This window comes from Algimonas porphyrae (assembly GCF_041429795.1).
Taxonomy (GTDB): Bacteria; Pseudomonadota; Alphaproteobacteria; order Caulobacterales; family Maricaulaceae; genus Litorimonas; species Litorimonas porphyrae.
Map to the genome: position 1 here is coordinate 2,851,820 of NZ_CP163424.1, position 14,075 is coordinate 2,865,894.

Sequence of the window (14,075 nt, forward strand, 5' to 3'; positions counted from 1 at the left end):
AGCCCCCACTCGCAAAGGTCAGTCTGATGAAACATGTGCCCCTGATGATCTCCGCCGCCATAGCGGCCGCCTTGCTGGCCGCGACACCAGCCCTGGCGGACGGTTACCGCCTGCCGCCGTCCGAGATTGCCGATATCGTGCTGCGTCCCCCGGCCCCGTCGGTTAGCGTATCGCCGGATGGCAAGACGCTGCTGCTGCTCGAACGTGAAAGCCTGCCGCCGGTCTCTGAACTGGCCAAGACGATGGAGCGACTGGCCGGGCAACGGCTCGACGCAGCTACGAACGACAACTTCAATCCGCGCAACTTCGTCGGCCTGTCACTGCAGGACATCGAAACCGGCGAGGTTCGCAAGGTCAGCCTGCCGAACGATGCCGATATTGCCGATCAGAACTGGTCGCCGGATGGGCGCTACGTCGCCTTCACCCATACGACGGCAGACGGCATGTCGCTCTGGACGCTTGACACGCGCACCGCCAAGGCTCGCAAGATTCTGAATGACGGCATTAACCCGATTTTCGAAGAGCCGCGCTGGCTGCCCGATGGCCGCCTGCTGGTCATGACCATACCGGACGAACGCGGTGCCAAACCCATGCCGTCTTTGACACCGTCCGGCCCGGCCGTTCAGGATGCCGCGGGCGGACAGGACGCGCAGACCCGGACCTATCAGGATCTACTGAAAACGCCGCATGACGAAGCGCTCTACAAATGGCTGGTTAAAAGCCAGCCCATGGTGATGCGCCCCGACGGTCGCCGCAAGCAGCCGGTCGGCGAACCGCGCATCTACGTCGATGCCAGCGCCTCTCCAAACGGGGACTATCTGCTGATGGAATGGATCGAGGAGCCATTCTCCTATCAGGTCCCATGGTATCGCTTCCCGACGACGACAGCGGTCTGGACGATGGACGGCGAGGCGGTAAGCGTTGTTGCCGAGCAGCCGCTGGCCGATAGCCTTCCCGTTCAGGGCGTGGTGACGGGGCCGCGCAATATTGGCTGGCACCCGACCGCGCCGTCGACCCTGATGTGGGCCGAAGCGCTGGACGGCGGCGACCCGCGCACCGAAACGGATCAGCGCGATGCACTGATGGCCCTTCCCGCACCGTTTAGCGGCGAGGCTGAACGCCTGCATGTGTTCGAAGACCGGTTTTCGGGCTATGTCGGGATGGAAGGCGATGACGATATTATCGCCTATGATTACGACCGTGATACGCGCGAAGTGCGGACTGCCCTGATCGACGTAACGGGGCCGAATGAGGCCCGCCTGATCGAAGTCCGGAACGTGCAGGACGCCTATGCCGATCCCGGTGACCCGATGCGGGTCCTGACCGAATCCGGTTTTTCCGTCGCCCGCGTTCATGATGGCAAGCTGTTCCTGTCCGGCAATGGCGCAACCCCGGACGGCGCCAGGCCTTTCCTGAACAGCTTCGATCTGGACACATTCGAGACGACGGAGTTGTGGCGCAACACCGGCGAGGAATATGAATACGTCGTCGATCTGGCCGCCGATGATGGCAGCAAGGTTGTCACCTATCATGAAAGCCCCACATCGCCAGGCAATTACCGTCTGCACGATACGGACGGCACACGCTTCCTGACGAATTTTGCCGACCCGCACCCGGAACTGACAGGCATCAGTCGCGAACTGATCACCTATGAGCGCAGTGACGGGGTCGAACTGTCATCGACGCTCTATCTGCCGCCCGGCTATGAGGCGGGCGACAAGCTGCCCGTTGTGGTCTGGGCCTATCCGCGCGAATTCAACAATGCCGCGACCGCCGGACAGGTCCGGGATTCGAAATATCGCTTCACGCGCATCGGCGGCTATTCGCACCTGTTCTTCCTGACGCAGGGCTATGCGGTGATGGACCGCGCGGCCATGCCGGTGGTCGGGTCGGACCCGGAAACCGTCAATGACACCTTCATCGAGCAGGTCGTCGATTCCGCGCAGGCGGCGGTCGATGAAAGCGTTCGCAGAGGCTTTGGCGACGGCGTGCGCGTCGGCGTTGGCGGCCATTCCTACGGGGCCTTCATGACAGCGCACCTGCTGGCGCGCAGCGACATCTTCAAGGCCGGGATCGCCCGGTCCGGGGCCTATAACCGGACGCTGACACCGTTCGGCTTCCAGGCGGAGCGCCGGATTTTCTGGGACGCGCCGGAGAGCTATTACACGCTGTCGCCATTCATGGCTGCCAACATGATCAATGAGCCGATGCTGCTGATCCATGGAGCCAAGGACAATAATTCCGGCACCTTCCCGCAGCAGTCCGAGCGTATGTTCGCGGCGATCAAAGGCACAGGCGGCACGGCGCGGCTGGTCATGCTACCCCATGAGTCCCACGGCTATCGGGGTCGCGAGTCGGTTCTGCACACGCTGGCGGAAATGGTTGACTGGTTCGAAACGCATGTGAAAGCGGCCGAGGTCGCAAGCAATGCAGCGGGCGAATAACCGAAGCGGATATTATTCTGGCACTGCGATTGAGGCGAAGAGCGAATCGATCGCAGAGGCCAGTTGAGAAGTCACATCCTGCCCGCTCCGGCGGGCATAAAGTGCGGCTTCCGCGACCAGCGCATTCAACATCGCGGCGGTCAGCTTGGGATGGTCCAAGCTGACCGCACCGGCATCTTCCGCGTCTAATAACAGCCCTTCGATCCGGCTCAGGCTGATGGCGTCTTCGATGGCGCGCGCGGCCTCATAGCCCAAGGCGGACGGGCCAACCTCAAAGAGTATTTTCGAAACATCGGCCGCCTGCGCTTCAGCCATCCAGGCAAGGCAGGCCGCCTTGAGACGACCAAGCGGCGGATCGTTCGGGTCCAGCCCCTCGACCGCTTTTCCAATCGTCTGCCGGACTTCAGCCTCATAAAGCCCCTCGATCACTTCGACCTTGCTGCGGAAATGATGGTAGAGCGCCCCCTTGCTCAGACCCGTCACTCCGAGAACGTTCTGCGTTGTCGTCGCCTCATATCCCTTGTCCAGAAATGACTGACGAAAGGCTGCAAGAAGCTGTGCGCGCGTGGTCTCGGATCGCTGCTGGCTGCGGTTCTTCGGGGTCTCTGCGGGTGGCGTCATCATACGGCATCTTGACACAGCGTCGGCGCGGACACAAAACAAACCGACGGTCGGTTTATGGAGTCAAGCATGACGCAATATATGGATAACTTGAAAAAGATGATGGCGGCGTGGAATACGACCGACACGGGCAACCAAGCGGCGTTGGTTGAAGCCGCGCTGGAGCACAATGTCCACTTCGTCGATCCGAACCATAATATTATCGGGCGTCAGCCCTTTCTCGATATGGTGTGCTCAACGCAGGCTAAGATCCCCGGCGCAGTCTATGCCCATAAGGGGGAAATCGGATTTCAGAACAATTTCTGCCGGTATCACTGGACGATCCATCTTGACGGCAAACTCATCATGCCAGGCTTCGATGTGGTCGAGGTCAATGATGGCGGGAAAATTGTCAAAGTCATCGGATTTTTCGGCGAACTTAATGGATGACACGCGCTACATCGCGTCTTTCAACGCGCGCCGACGGCCCAATTCGTCCGCACTCCCAGCCAGCCAGAACGGATTGGTCGCGCGCTCCATGGCAACGGTCGTGGGGACGGTCGGCTCGCCGCGCTCCCGCATCGCTGCGTAGCGGGCCACAGCCTGTTCGAGCGCGGGCAGCCCCCCATCCACGCTCTGCGCGAAGCGGGCATTGGAGAGCGTATATTCATGCGCGCAATAGAGCTTCGTCGCCTGCGGCAGCCCGAGTATTTTTTCGAAGCTGTCCCACATCTGCTCCGGCGTCCCTTCGAACAATTTGCCGCAACCCAGCGTGAAGAGCGTATCGCCGACGAAGCAGGCTGACGCCGCTTCCAGATAGAAGACGATATGTTCCAGCGTGTGACCCGGCGTCTCCATGACGCGCACGACATGATCGCCAAAATCGAACCGATCGCCGTCTCCCAGCCTGCTGTCGATGCCCGGAATACGCCCGTCGATCTTGCCGGGGCCGTAAATGTGAACGCCGAAACGGTCTTTCAGCAGCATGTTTCCGCCCGTATGATCCGGGTGCCAATGGGTGTTCCAGATTTCGGTCAGCTGCCATTCCTTCAGGGAGCACTGGCGCGCAATCTCCTCGCCGTCGGGCGTGTCGATGCTGGCCGTCCGGCCTGAGACCGGATCATGGACCAGCATGCCGTAATTGTCGCTCAGGCAGGGAAAGAGATGGATATCGATAGCGGCCATGATACCGCCCTAGCGCGAAGCCCGTCGTGAACCAAATCGGTTCCTCCGCGTTATAGATATATGCTGAAACTTACGCGCCTCTCCGCCTCCTCCCTCGCCTTGCTGATCGCACTGTTTACCGGATCGGCCAATGGGCAGGACGTCACCTTCGATGTGGACGCCAAGAACCCGGCTGTCGAAGCGGAACTCACGAAAACCGAAGAGGAGATGGCAGACTTTTTCGAAGACGCCGAAGCGGCGGAGATTGCCCCTGCAGAATTTTCGCCTGCGCCGGAACTGAGCCTGCGCGACGAAGCCGAACTGCTCGACCGGGCCGATCAGGAAGCGTCGGAATTCAACGATATCGACGCCGACGATCTGGCCGCAATCGATCGCAAGCGCCCGACTGATGCCGAACCGCGCCTCGAGAAGCCCGGACAGGTCGAGAAGGATTTCCCCCTCACCTGCCCGCTTGGCACGGAGGCCCAAACCGACGGCACCTGCCTGGCAGGTCCGGACTATCGCATCGAGGATTGAACCTCGCGCTAGACAAGGTCCAAAGTCTTTACCCCGTCTTCCCGCTCACCCTGGCTTGGATCGTAAAGCCTAGACCTTCCGCCAAGTCGTGCCATCGGGGCTGTCTTCGAAGATGATGCCCCGGGCTGTGCCTTCGTCACGAATGCGGTCGGCCTCGGCCCAGTCCTTGGCCTGACGGGCCGCATGTCGGGCGGCTGCCAAGGTGTCGAACTCGGTGGTCTCGTCGGCGGAGGCGTTGCCGCGGAACCAGTCTTCAGGGTCGCGTTGAAGGAGACCGAGACTTCTTAGTGAAGCGAAACCCATTTCAAGCGCATAGACCATTTCGTGTTCAGGATCGGAAAGATCTCCATATCGAGACGCTAAATCACCAAAGTCAAAGTTGATGCCAGATATATCATTTCCAGCAAAAGCTATGTGGTGTGAGGTCTTTAGGTCATTTGTGAGCGAACCGAAAAAAGTGGGTTGGAAGGTAGATTTCTCCAAATAGGGGAACGCATCCTGGAGCTTCCGATACCACCCATCCAACTGCGCCTTGCTCTCCCGCAGCAAGTCCTCACTCCAAATCAACTCATTCCGATAATGCGCTTTCAACAGGGCCAACCGGATCACTTCCCCATCCCATTCCTTCAGTAGGTCGTGCACCAGAACCACATTCCCCAGCGACTTGGACATCTTGTCCTTGCCCATGTTGAGGAATTCATTGTGGACCCAGTAGCGGGCGAACGTCTCTTCGTTGGCTGTCTCTGACTGCGCGATCTCGTTTTCATGGTGCGGGAATTTCAGGTCGATGCCGCCGCAATGGATGTCGATGGTTTCGCCGAGTGTTTCCTTGGCCATGGCGGAGCATTCGATATGCCAGCCGGGGCGGCCCGGCGTAGTGGCGAAGAGCTGGTTGCCGTAATGGCGCCAATTCATGGCATAGGTCGATGAACTCTCCTGCTGGCTCCAGCCGGGTTCGCCGTCCTTCGCCGGCTTCCACAGGACAAAGTCCGCAGCGTTGCGTTTGGCGGTGACGACGTCGACCCGCGCACCGGCCTGATTATCGTCCAGACTGCGGCCCGACAGTTTGCCGTAATCGTCGTCCTTGGTGACGTCGAAATAGAGATAACCATCGGCCTCGTAGGCGACGTCCTTGTCCATCAGCGTGACAATGATGTCCGCCATCTGCTGGATGTGTTCCGTCGCCTTGGGCTGCACCGTCGGCATCAGGCAGTTCAGCGCGGCGAGGTCTTCGTTGTAGATGCGGGCATATTTCTCCGTGATCTCGGAAATCGGGACGCCCTGCTCCTGGGCAGATGCAATGATCTTGTCATCCACATCGGTCAGGTTGCGGGCGTATCGGACATGGTCCTCGCCATAGATATGGCGCAGCACGCGGAACAGTACGTCGGCGACGACGGCGGCGCGCGCATTGCCGATATGGGCGTAGGAATAGACGGTGGGGCCGCAATTATACATCGTCACGCGCGTCGGATCCTGTGGCACGAATGTCCGCACCTCACGCGTGAGCGAGTCATACAGCTTCAGAGGATGCTCTTGGTCTTCCATAGGAGCGCTCCCTATATAGTCGGGCGATGGCTTGGAACCCTTATGATGATAATCGTCCCGTTGACGGCTGGTCCGATGCGGAGCCGGAGCCGGCCCGGCCCCGTCGGCGATCGCCGATCGCCCTGCTGGTCGTGCTTGTTCTGGCGGCGACATTCGTCTGGCAGGCCCTCAGCACGCCCATCGATCCGGATGCCCGCCTGCATCTGGTGATCGACGATGAGATTGCCTATGCGCATGGCCGCACGGATGCCGAGAGCTTTGCAGACATCAGACGCCAGCTGGACAGCAATCCGCAGCTGGAAAAGATCGTCCTGCGCCATGTGCCCGGAACATCGCATCTGAAAGAAAATGTCAGGATCGCCCGCATGATCCGGGCGCGCGGGTTGAACACCCATCTGGACAGCCGGAGCTTCATTGCGTCAGGCGGGGTCGACCTGTTTCTGGCCGGAGTCGAACGCACAATGACATGCGGGGCGCAGATCGGCGTACACAGCTGGCAGGACGAAAATGGCGATAGCCCGGCCTCGCTCGGCTTCGATCCGCTCGAAGACGGCATGCGCGCTTTCCATGCCGAGATCGGAATCGATCAGGATTTCTACCATTTTGCCCGTGACGCGGCCCCGCACAAATCGCTCTACTTCCTCACCCGTGAGGATCTGGAACGGTTCGGCATTCTGACGGACGGCCCGTGCAAAGGTGTGGACTGGCTCGGCTTCCTGCCGGGACGGCAATAGGAAAGCGACGATGCGCTGGGACCTGATCGGACTGACCGTAGCCGGGCTTGTCCTGCTGATCGCGGTCCTGTCGCGAGAACCCGAGCCGGACCTGCTCCGTTTCGAGGTCGACGGCACCCGCGCCTATGGCTACGGGTTTACAGACGGTCGCACCGAACGCGTCATCGCCAGGCTCAGTCGCGATCACCCGCAGGTCGACACGCTGGTCTTTGTCGACATGCCGGGCACGGCGGATCTGATGGCTAACTACCGGCTAGGTCACGCCATTCGCAAGGCTGGTTACGCAACGGAATTGCTGCCATCCTCCCGGATTGCGTCGGGCGCCGTCTATCTGTTCCTGGCGGGAATGCCCCGCCGCGTCGCCTGCGGGGCCCAGATCGGCGTTCACGCCTGGGGCTATGGCGGAGATAGCGGGATCGGCGCACAGGATGCGATCTGGGACACGAACCGGTCCTATATGCGGGGCTATCTGATCGATATGAGCGTCGACCCCGACTTCTATGATTTCAGCACGCGTGCGGCTGACAGTGACGAGATTCACTGGATGAGTGTCGTGGAGATCAATCGCTGGGGCCTGACGAGCCAGCCTCTTTCCTGCGATCAATCGAAATAGCTGTCCGTATATCCCATCTCGCTTTCGATACGGCGGCGGCGTTCATCTCGCCCCTCGGGAATGACGGGCGGTGGATTGCGGGTCTGATAGACAATCAGGGTAATGATCTGACCGACAACGAAGCTGAAAACAAACCACACAGTGGCGCTCGCCAGAAAGTGGTTGCCGATCCGCTCGAGAACAAAAAGCAGGAATTGCCAGAGCGACATATGCATTGAGCCAGCAGCGGAACTGCTAGGCATGACCACCGTGATAAACAGGATCGTCAGGGCGGCGCTGCCATTGATAAACATTATCGCGACCAGCCAGTCACGCCGGACATAGACGAACCATCCAGCCGCCAATCCAAAGCCTGTTCCTGTCAGAAACGCAAGCATGAGAGAGCCGTAGCCGATCCGGATTGCCATGCCCTTAATCCAATAAAAAACCCCTGACACAATGTGTCAGGGGCTCCACTCCTCCCCTTGGAAGAGGTTGAGCGATAAATATCGACTAGTCGATCAGATCAGGCTTATATTCGCCTGTGATCAGACAGGTCATATCGATCTGTGCCGTCGTACCGGCGGGGCAGGTCACGGTTGTCAGTGTTCCGGCTGTGCCTGGGACCACGATCGCATTGTCGGCGACCATGCCGTCATCATCGGCGGCCCGGAAAGCGTCTTCTTCAATCGTGTAGTCTTCCACAATGATTTCGCCATCATCCTGGATGCTGGGTTCACCATCGGCCTGCAGAATTTCACCGACTGTATCATTGACCTTGGACGGGTGCATCTCGGTTGCGCCCATCACTTCGGTTTCAGTCTCGCTGACAATAATGACGGCTTCGGACTTGGCTTCATAATCCTTGTCCTGTTTCATCGGCTTGTCGCCCGCAAACGCAGGGGCTGCCAAAGCGATTGCAGCAGCGCTGGCCAGTGTTGTTTTCAAAAAAGTCATATTATCCTCTCAAAATTGTTTTCATTTTAAAAAGCTACATATTTCAATGCTCTGTAGGGCATCAACATGTGTCGCTTCCTTGCCCTATCAACGGGGTCGTTCGGGTTTACGTTCCAAGAAAGACTATGACAGTTCGGCAATCCAGTGCCTCGGCAAACGGCATCGCATGGCAGATGCGCGGCATTTGACCCTTACGCTGCCTGTCTGCGCGCCCTATATGGCGGCCCATGAACAAGCCGGATCTGAAACCCGTTCCCCGCACCGAACGCCCCTCTCCCGAAGTCGCCATGGAGGCTGTGCGCACTCTGATCGCTTGGGCGGGCGACGATCCAGACCGCGAAGGTCTGCGCGATACACCGGGCCGCGTGATCAATGCATACCGCGAATGGTTCCGAGGATATGATCTGGATCCAGCAACCGAGTTGTCCCGTACCTTCGAGGACGTGTCAGGCTATGACGATATGGTTGTCCTGCGCGACATCGATGTTGAGAGCCACTGCGAACACCATATCGCGCCGTTTCTGGGCAAGGCTTGGGTCGCCTATATGCCGACTGACAAAGTCGTCGGCATCAGCAAGCTGGTCAAAGTCGTCGAAATTTTCGCCAAGCGCCTGCAGACGCAAGAGACGATGACGGCACAGATCGCCGAAGCCATCGAAGAGGCTTTGAAACCCCGTGGTGTTGCCGTGATGATCGATGCTGAGCACCAGTGTATGAGCACGCGCGGCGTGCATCACCCACACGTTTCCACCATCACCACGCAGTTCACGGGTGAGTTCAAGACCAATCCTGCCCTGCAGGACCGCTTCCTGCGGGTCATCGGCAAGTAACGGTCACATATGAAAAAGGCCGCTCGAAAGAGCAGCCTCATCATTTACGGTCGGCAGTAAGCTTTCTGACGATCGGAGTTTCGCAAGCAGGCTCGGCGCAATTTGGCCAACCTCCCTCGCAATCCTCCGGATGTCCGGTGTGGCGGTCGAAAGGCGTGTTGCCCGTAAGCGCAGCGCATTGGCCCTCGCAAGTGGCGCCGGATGATTCCGGCTAGTCTGACCCGACAATCCCCACATGTCAGGCATGTCTCATCCATGAGACGATTCGGTAAAGTTTGGTTAACGGGCGTTAGGACTTTCGCAAAATTCTTTCCAGACGCCCTCTCTTTCACCTCACCGATGCGTGTTGCAGCGTGATTGGTATTTCAGGACGGATCGGTCCATTTCAATCTCCAAGAGGAGATTATCATGAGACATTCAACATTTTTTGCCGCCTTCATCATGCTCAGCGCTTCACACACAGCTGCCTTTGCACAATCAGGCCCAGCAACGCTGCCCCCGATGGCGGACAGCGAACCCGCGCCTCTGCTGCGCATCCTGCCCGTTCCAGCAGCAAGTTTTGACGATACGGTCATTCAGATCGGAGCGGTCAGTGAGATTGCGACACGTGCCGCTATGCCCAATGTCCGCGTGTTCGAGAATTTTGACGACCGTTCCGAACTCACACGCGCAGACAAGGCTGCAATCGAGGCGGAAATCGCGTTCCGCTTTGGCAAGACACCGCGCATCACCTCCCCCGAGACAGGGCTTCAGTTTGCGCCGGACCTGACGATGGTCCTCAAACCGCTCCAATCAGCTGGAAAACTCAGGAATACTGACAGCGCCTTATTTGATCAGTAGACATTTTTCAGTGATCATCACCATGCAAACAGTGGTCTGATCGTGTCTCGCCCGCTATGGCGCGCGCATGAATGTGCTTCTTATTGGATCGGGCGGTCGCGAACATGCGTTGGCCTGGAAACTCGTCCAGAGCCCCTTGGTCAAGGATCTGACGGTCGCTCCCGGCAATGCAGGGATCGCGGAGATCGCCAACATTGTCGATATCAAAGCCGACGATATTGTCGGGATCCTCGCCCTCGTCCAGCGCGGCGATTATGACTTCGTCATCGTGGGCCCGGAACAACCCCTGGCCATGGGCCTTGTCGACGCGCTGCAATCCAATGGTGTCCGTGTGTTCGGCCCAAGCAAGGCTGCCGCGCAACTGGAAAGCTCCAAAGCCTTCACCAAGGCACTCTGTGATCGCTACGATATTCCCACGGCGCGTTACGGTGTCTTTGGCCATGTCGATGAGGCCAAGGCCTATCTGACAAAGATGGACGCGCCCTATGTGCTGAAAGCGGACGGGCTGGCAGCGGGTAAAGGCGTCGTCATCCCCGAGACCCTGACTGAAGCCGAAGCGGAACTGGAGGCGTTTTTCTCCGGCAAGTTCGGCAACGCCAGCCAGACCGTCGTGATCGAGGAATTTTTACGCGGACAGGAAGTGAGCGTCTTCGCGCTCTGTGACGGAAAGACCGCCATACCCCTGATCGGCGCACAGGATCACAAGCGCGCCCATGATGGCGACACCGGCCCGAATACGGGCGGCATGGGGGCCTATAGTCCTGCGCCTGCCTTTACGGACGCAATGCTGGAACAAACGATGGAGCGTATAATCGCGCCGACCCTGCACGGTATGGCCAAGGACGGCCATCCCTTTACCGGCGTTCTGTTTGCGGGCTTGATGCTCACCGATGAAGGGCCGAAACTGATCGAATATAATGTCCGCTTCGGCGATCCTGAATGCCAGGTCGTTATGCGCCGACTGCAATCCGACCTGATGGAACTCTTGCTGGCTGCCGCCGACGGCACACTGGATCAGGCCGATCCGCCCAGCTGGTTCACGGATCCGGTTGTCAATGTCGTACTGGCGGCCAAAGGCTATCCCGGATCCTATGAGAAAGGCTCCGTGATCGAAGGGGTCAAGACAGCCAATGCGCGAGACGGCGTCGTCGTCTTTCATGCTGGCACGCGACGAGGGCGCAACTGCGGCAAGCTCAAGGCGAATGGTGGCCGCGTCCTCAACATCACTGCATCGGGAACGACGCTGAGAGACGCTGTGGATCTGGCCTATGCGGTGATCGATCAGGATATTGACTGGCCAGACGGCTTCTGTCGCCGGGACATCGCCTACCGCGCACTCTAACGGCTGTTTTGCGACATGAGCTGGGTGAAATGGCTCCAGATCGCCTGCGCCCGTTCCGGCGTAATGGGACCCAGCACGCCTCTGATTTTATCCGGAAGATGATCCATCGGCGCCCCATCGGTCTGGAATATGAAATAGTCGAACATGGCTCGCCATGCCATGCGCTCCGGCTCCGGCAATTGCCTCAGCGACAGTAGGGACAAGACCAGCGCTTCCATCGGTGATCGCGACAGCTCCGGATGGTCGTTCCACCAATAGTTCACCAGTACATTCAGCGTACCTTCCGCGCGGACATGGTGCCACCAGAGCGGCGGAATATAGAGGCCGTCACCGGGCGATAATGTTGCTGTCAGGGCGGCTTTCTGCGCGTCGGCAAAGCGCGGGAATCGCTCTGGGTCCGGGTCACCGAGATCGACCATGCTCATCTGCGGACCCGCAATCGTGTGCTCGATCGGGCCGGGATAGAGGTTCTTCGTCTGATCAGGCGCGTAAAGCGTGAAGGTCCGTTTCCCGGAAACAACGCAGGCGATGTTATGACTCTGGTCGTAATGGGTCGAAATGCGGCTGGCGCCTCCGATCCATATCCGCCCCGCCACACCATTGGGGACAAGCGGCATGGAAAAGTCACCCATATGACCGGGCAAAGCCTCGGCCAGCGGAGTCGAGCCCATATAAGCGTCGATATCATCGCCAGGGTCAGTCAGAACATCGATCAGACGGTCGAGCGGCACACGTCCTCTGTCGAAATTGAAACCTGTCAGCGTTTCATCGTAAAAATAGCGGCCATTCGTGCCGGGGCGTCCCTGAACGACATTGACGGCTGTCGGCCCGGACCCGCTTTTTAGATAGCACGCCAGGGTCTGAATATCGTCACTCTTGGCGACTGCTGTCCAATCCTTGGCAACATCGCGCAAAATGGCGGGACGGCCGGACGCCATGATCTGCGCTCTGAACGCCTCCCGGTCCGTTACGTTATAATCTGCAATCGTTTCGCCGCTCATACTGCTCCCATCGCCTGCCCGGCGCTCACTGTGCAAGATTTAAGATTGTGCCGATTTTGAGCCTTCGACATTCACAGAGCGATTTGGGACTTTTGACTCGCCCAGTCCTGCCAGTCTGTTATGTCGAGCCCGACAATAGGGGAGAGACCGAATGAAACATCTATTACTGGCCGCCACCGCGCTTCTGACTTTACCCGTCATGGCACAAGCCAATCATCATGGTGAGGCGAAGACGACATTGATCCATGCCGGCACGCTGATTGCGGTGCCGGGGGAAACGCCCCTGAAGAACCAGACGATTGTGGTTCAGGACGGCAAGGTACAGCGTATCGTTGCAGGTTTCATGACCGATCCCGATGCCAAAACCATCGACGCCAAAAATATGACGGTCTTGCCGGGTCTGATCGACAGCCATGTGCACCTTCGCGGTGACCGCGCCACGGGCCGACCGGACGATGTCGTCCGCCTGGAAGCCGGCGATGTCGCCCTGCAGGCTGCGGCGCACGCGAAAACGACCTTGATGGCTGGCTTCACAGCTGTGCAGGATGTCGGCGGACCCAAAGAGATTTTCGCCCTGCGTCGCGCCATCAATAAAGGCCTTGTGCCAGGGCCGCACATTCGTGCCGCAGGGTCGGCCATCGCTGCCACTGGCGGGCATGGCGATTTCCACGGCTTCAAGGACGATATTCTGGACATGTATCAGTCGGAAACCATCTGCGACGGCCCAGCAGACTGCCGCCGCGCCGTGCGACAGGCTGTGAAGAACGGTGCCGATGTCATCAAGATCACCGCAACCGGCGGTGTCCTGTCCGACACCAATGCCGGGACGGGACAGCAACTGCTGGATGACGAGCTGGAAGCGATCGTCGAAACCGCCGCCACCATGGGCCGCAAGGTGACGGCCCATGCCCATGACAAGGACGGGATCGATGCGGCCCTGCGTGCGGGTATCGACTCGATCGAACACGGCTCATTCATGGACCGCGAGACCAGCCGCCTGTTCCGCCAGAACGATGCCGTGCTAGTTCCGACGGTTCTGGCCGGGATGACCGTGGCCGAATGGGCCGCCGATCCCGACACGTTCCTGACCCCTAATCAGGTCAAGAAAGCGCGCGCCGTCGGTCCTGCCATGCAGGACATGGCCCGCCTCGCCTATGAAAATGGGGTGACGATCGCTTTCGGGACGGATTCAGGCGTGTCGGCGCATGGCGACAATGCCAAGGAATTCCAGTATATGGTGGCCGCCGGGATGAGCCCGATGGAAGCCATTCGCAGCGCCACAGTCGTTGCAGCAGACCATATTCAGATGGGCGACATGATCGGCACGTTGGAACCGGGCAAGCAGGCCGATATCATCGCGGTCGATGAAGACCCGCTGGCCGATGTGGCCGCACTGATGGATGTGGATTTCGTGATGAAGGGCGGCGTCGTCTACAAACACGACCGCTAAGTCCGACAGACAGTGAATGTCAGGCCCTATGGCCTG

Annotated in this window: 15 protein-coding genes; 9 read left to right on the forward strand and 6 right to left on the reverse strand. The window is 59.2% G+C overall.

The window, feature by feature from the left end:
- The first annotated feature begins 26 nt into the window (after window positions 1–26).
- A complete protein-coding gene (locus AB6B39_RS13825) occupies window positions 27–2,444 on the forward strand; it encodes a S9 family peptidase (RefSeq protein ID WP_284374254.1) in 2,418 nt (805 codons plus the stop codon).
- A 12-nt stretch (window positions 2,445–2,456) separates the two neighbouring features.
- Here the strand turns inward: AB6B39_RS13825 and AB6B39_RS13830 are convergent, their stop codons facing one another.
- Entirely contained in the window at window positions 2,457–3,068 is a 612-nt protein-coding gene (locus AB6B39_RS13830) for a TetR/AcrR family transcriptional regulator (protein WP_284374257.1), read from the reverse strand.
- A 66-nt stretch (window positions 3,069–3,134) separates the two neighbouring features.
- Between AB6B39_RS13830 and AB6B39_RS13835 the strand changes: the two genes are divergently transcribed.
- Window positions 3,135–3,494, forward strand: a complete 360-nt coding sequence (locus AB6B39_RS13835; RefSeq protein WP_284374259.1) for a hypothetical protein — start codon at window positions 3,135–3,137, stop codon at window positions 3,492–3,494.
- A 6-nt stretch (window positions 3,495–3,500) separates the two neighbouring features.
- Here the strand turns inward: AB6B39_RS13835 and gloB are convergent, their stop codons facing one another.
- Complete coding sequence (gloB, locus tag AB6B39_RS13840; protein WP_284374261.1) at window positions 3,501–4,229, reverse strand: hydroxyacylglutathione hydrolase; 729 nt, start codon at window positions 4,227–4,229, stop codon at window positions 3,501–3,503.
- Between the two features lie 60 nt (window positions 4,230–4,289).
- Between gloB and AB6B39_RS13845 the strand changes: the two genes are divergently transcribed.
- Window positions 4,290–4,745 (forward strand): hypothetical protein, encoded by a 456-nt coding sequence (locus AB6B39_RS13845; RefSeq protein WP_284374263.1) that lies wholly within the window; start codon window positions 4,290–4,292, stop codon window positions 4,743–4,745.
- 69 nt (window positions 4,746–4,814) lie between these two features.
- Here AB6B39_RS13845 and cysS read toward each other — a convergent pair whose 3' ends face one another.
- On the reverse strand, window positions 4,815–6,293 hold the full coding sequence (cysS, locus tag AB6B39_RS13850; RefSeq protein WP_284374265.1) for a cysteine--tRNA ligase: 1,479 nt from the start codon (window positions 6,291–6,293) through the stop codon (window positions 4,815–4,817).
- Between the two features lie 26 nt (window positions 6,294–6,319).
- On the opposite strand from cysS, the gene AB6B39_RS13855 reads away from it, so the two are divergent.
- Both AB6B39_RS13855 and AB6B39_RS13860 read left to right on the forward strand, forming a co-directional pair.
- Window positions 6,320–7,027 (forward strand): hypothetical protein, encoded by a 708-nt coding sequence (locus tag AB6B39_RS13855; protein ID WP_284374267.1) that lies wholly within the window; start codon window positions 6,320–6,322, stop codon window positions 7,025–7,027.
- A gap of 10 nt (window positions 7,028–7,037) precedes the next feature.
- Entirely contained in the window at window positions 7,038–7,640 is a 603-nt protein-coding gene (locus AB6B39_RS13860) for a hypothetical protein (protein ID WP_284374269.1), read from the forward strand.
- Here AB6B39_RS13860 and AB6B39_RS13865 read toward each other — a convergent pair.
- Window positions 7,628–8,047 carry a hypothetical protein gene (locus tag AB6B39_RS13865; protein WP_284374271.1) on the reverse strand — a complete coding sequence of 140 codons (420 nt, stop codon included), beginning with the start codon at window positions 8,045–8,047 and terminating at the stop codon, window positions 7,628–7,630. The two genes, AB6B39_RS13860 and AB6B39_RS13865, sit on opposite strands and share 13 nt — an antisense overlap.
- 85 nt (window positions 8,048–8,132) lie before the next feature.
- Window positions 8,133–8,576, reverse strand: coding sequence for a hypothetical protein (locus AB6B39_RS13870; protein ID WP_284374273.1), 444 nt, complete (start codon window positions 8,574–8,576; stop codon window positions 8,133–8,135).
- A 227-nt stretch (window positions 8,577–8,803) separates the two neighbouring features.
- Here AB6B39_RS13870 and folE point away from each other — a divergent pair, with 227 nt between their 5' ends.
- The 3 genes from folE (at window position 8,804) to purD (ending at window position 11,588) form a co-directional block, all read left to right on the forward strand.
- Complete coding sequence (gene folE, locus AB6B39_RS13875; protein WP_284374275.1) at window positions 8,804–9,406, forward strand: GTP cyclohydrolase I FolE; 603 nt, start codon at window positions 8,804–8,806, stop codon at window positions 9,404–9,406.
- Window positions 9,407–9,814: 408 nt separating this feature from the next.
- Window positions 9,815–10,246: a hypothetical protein gene (locus AB6B39_RS13880; protein WP_284374277.1), complete on the forward strand. Its 432-nt coding sequence runs from the start codon at window positions 9,815–9,817 to the stop codon at window positions 10,244–10,246.
- A gap of 67 nt (window positions 10,247–10,313) precedes the next feature.
- Entirely contained in the window at window positions 10,314–11,588 is a 1,275-nt protein-coding gene (gene purD, locus AB6B39_RS13885) for a phosphoribosylamine--glycine ligase (RefSeq protein ID WP_284374280.1), read from the forward strand.
- Here purD and AB6B39_RS13890 read toward each other — a convergent pair.
- Entirely contained in the window at window positions 11,585–12,589 is a 1,005-nt protein-coding gene (locus AB6B39_RS13890; protein WP_284374282.1) for a cupin-like domain-containing protein, read from the reverse strand. The genes purD and AB6B39_RS13890 overlap by 4 nt on opposite strands.
- A gap of 151 nt (window positions 12,590–12,740) precedes the next feature.
- Here AB6B39_RS13890 and AB6B39_RS13895 point away from each other — a divergent pair, with 151 nt between their 5' ends.
- Window positions 12,741–14,039, forward strand: a complete 1,299-nt coding sequence (locus AB6B39_RS13895) for a metal-dependent hydrolase family protein (RefSeq protein ID WP_284374284.1) — start codon at window positions 12,741–12,743, stop codon at window positions 14,037–14,039.
- Window positions 14,040–14,075 lie beyond the last annotated feature (36 nt).

Coding starts and splice junctions, on each gene's coding strand:
- AB6B39_RS13825 (WP_284374254.1), top strand. CDS start 27: ATGAAACATGTGCCCCTGATGATCTCCGCCGCCATAGCGGCCGCCTTG.
- AB6B39_RS13830 (WP_284374257.1), bottom strand. CDS start 3,068: ATGATGACGCCACCCGCAGAGACCCCGAAGAACCGCAGCCAGCAGCGA.
- AB6B39_RS13835 (WP_284374259.1), top strand. CDS start 3,135: ATGACGCAATATATGGATAACTTGAAAAAGATGATGGCGGCGTGGAAT.
- gloB (WP_284374261.1), bottom strand. CDS start 4,229: ATGGCCGCTATCGATATCCATCTCTTTCCCTGCCTGAGCGACAATTAC.
- AB6B39_RS13845 (WP_284374263.1), top strand. CDS start 4,290: ATGCTGAAACTTACGCGCCTCTCCGCCTCCTCCCTCGCCTTGCTGATC.
- cysS (WP_284374265.1), bottom strand. CDS start 6,293: ATGGAAGACCAAGAGCATCCTCTGAAGCTGTATGACTCGCTCACGCGT.
- AB6B39_RS13855 (WP_284374267.1), top strand. CDS start 6,320: ATGGCTTGGAACCCTTATGATGATAATCGTCCCGTTGACGGCTGGTCC.
- AB6B39_RS13860 (WP_284374269.1), top strand. CDS start 7,038: ATGCGCTGGGACCTGATCGGACTGACCGTAGCCGGGCTTGTCCTGCTG.
- AB6B39_RS13865 (WP_284374271.1), bottom strand. CDS start 8,047: ATGGCAATCCGGATCGGCTACGGCTCTCTCATGCTTGCGTTTCTGACA.
- AB6B39_RS13870 (WP_284374273.1), bottom strand. CDS start 8,576: ATGACTTTTTTGAAAACAACACTGGCCAGCGCTGCTGCAATCGCTTTG.
- folE (WP_284374275.1), top strand. CDS start 8,804: ATGAACAAGCCGGATCTGAAACCCGTTCCCCGCACCGAACGCCCCTCT.
- AB6B39_RS13880 (WP_284374277.1), top strand. CDS start 9,815: ATGAGACATTCAACATTTTTTGCCGCCTTCATCATGCTCAGCGCTTCA.
- purD (WP_284374280.1), top strand. CDS start 10,314: ATGAATGTGCTTCTTATTGGATCGGGCGGTCGCGAACATGCGTTGGCC.
- AB6B39_RS13890 (WP_284374282.1), bottom strand. CDS start 12,589: ATGAGCGGCGAAACGATTGCAGATTATAACGTAACGGACCGGGAGGCG.
- AB6B39_RS13895 (WP_284374284.1), top strand. CDS start 12,741: ATGAAACATCTATTACTGGCCGCCACCGCGCTTCTGACTTTACCCGTC.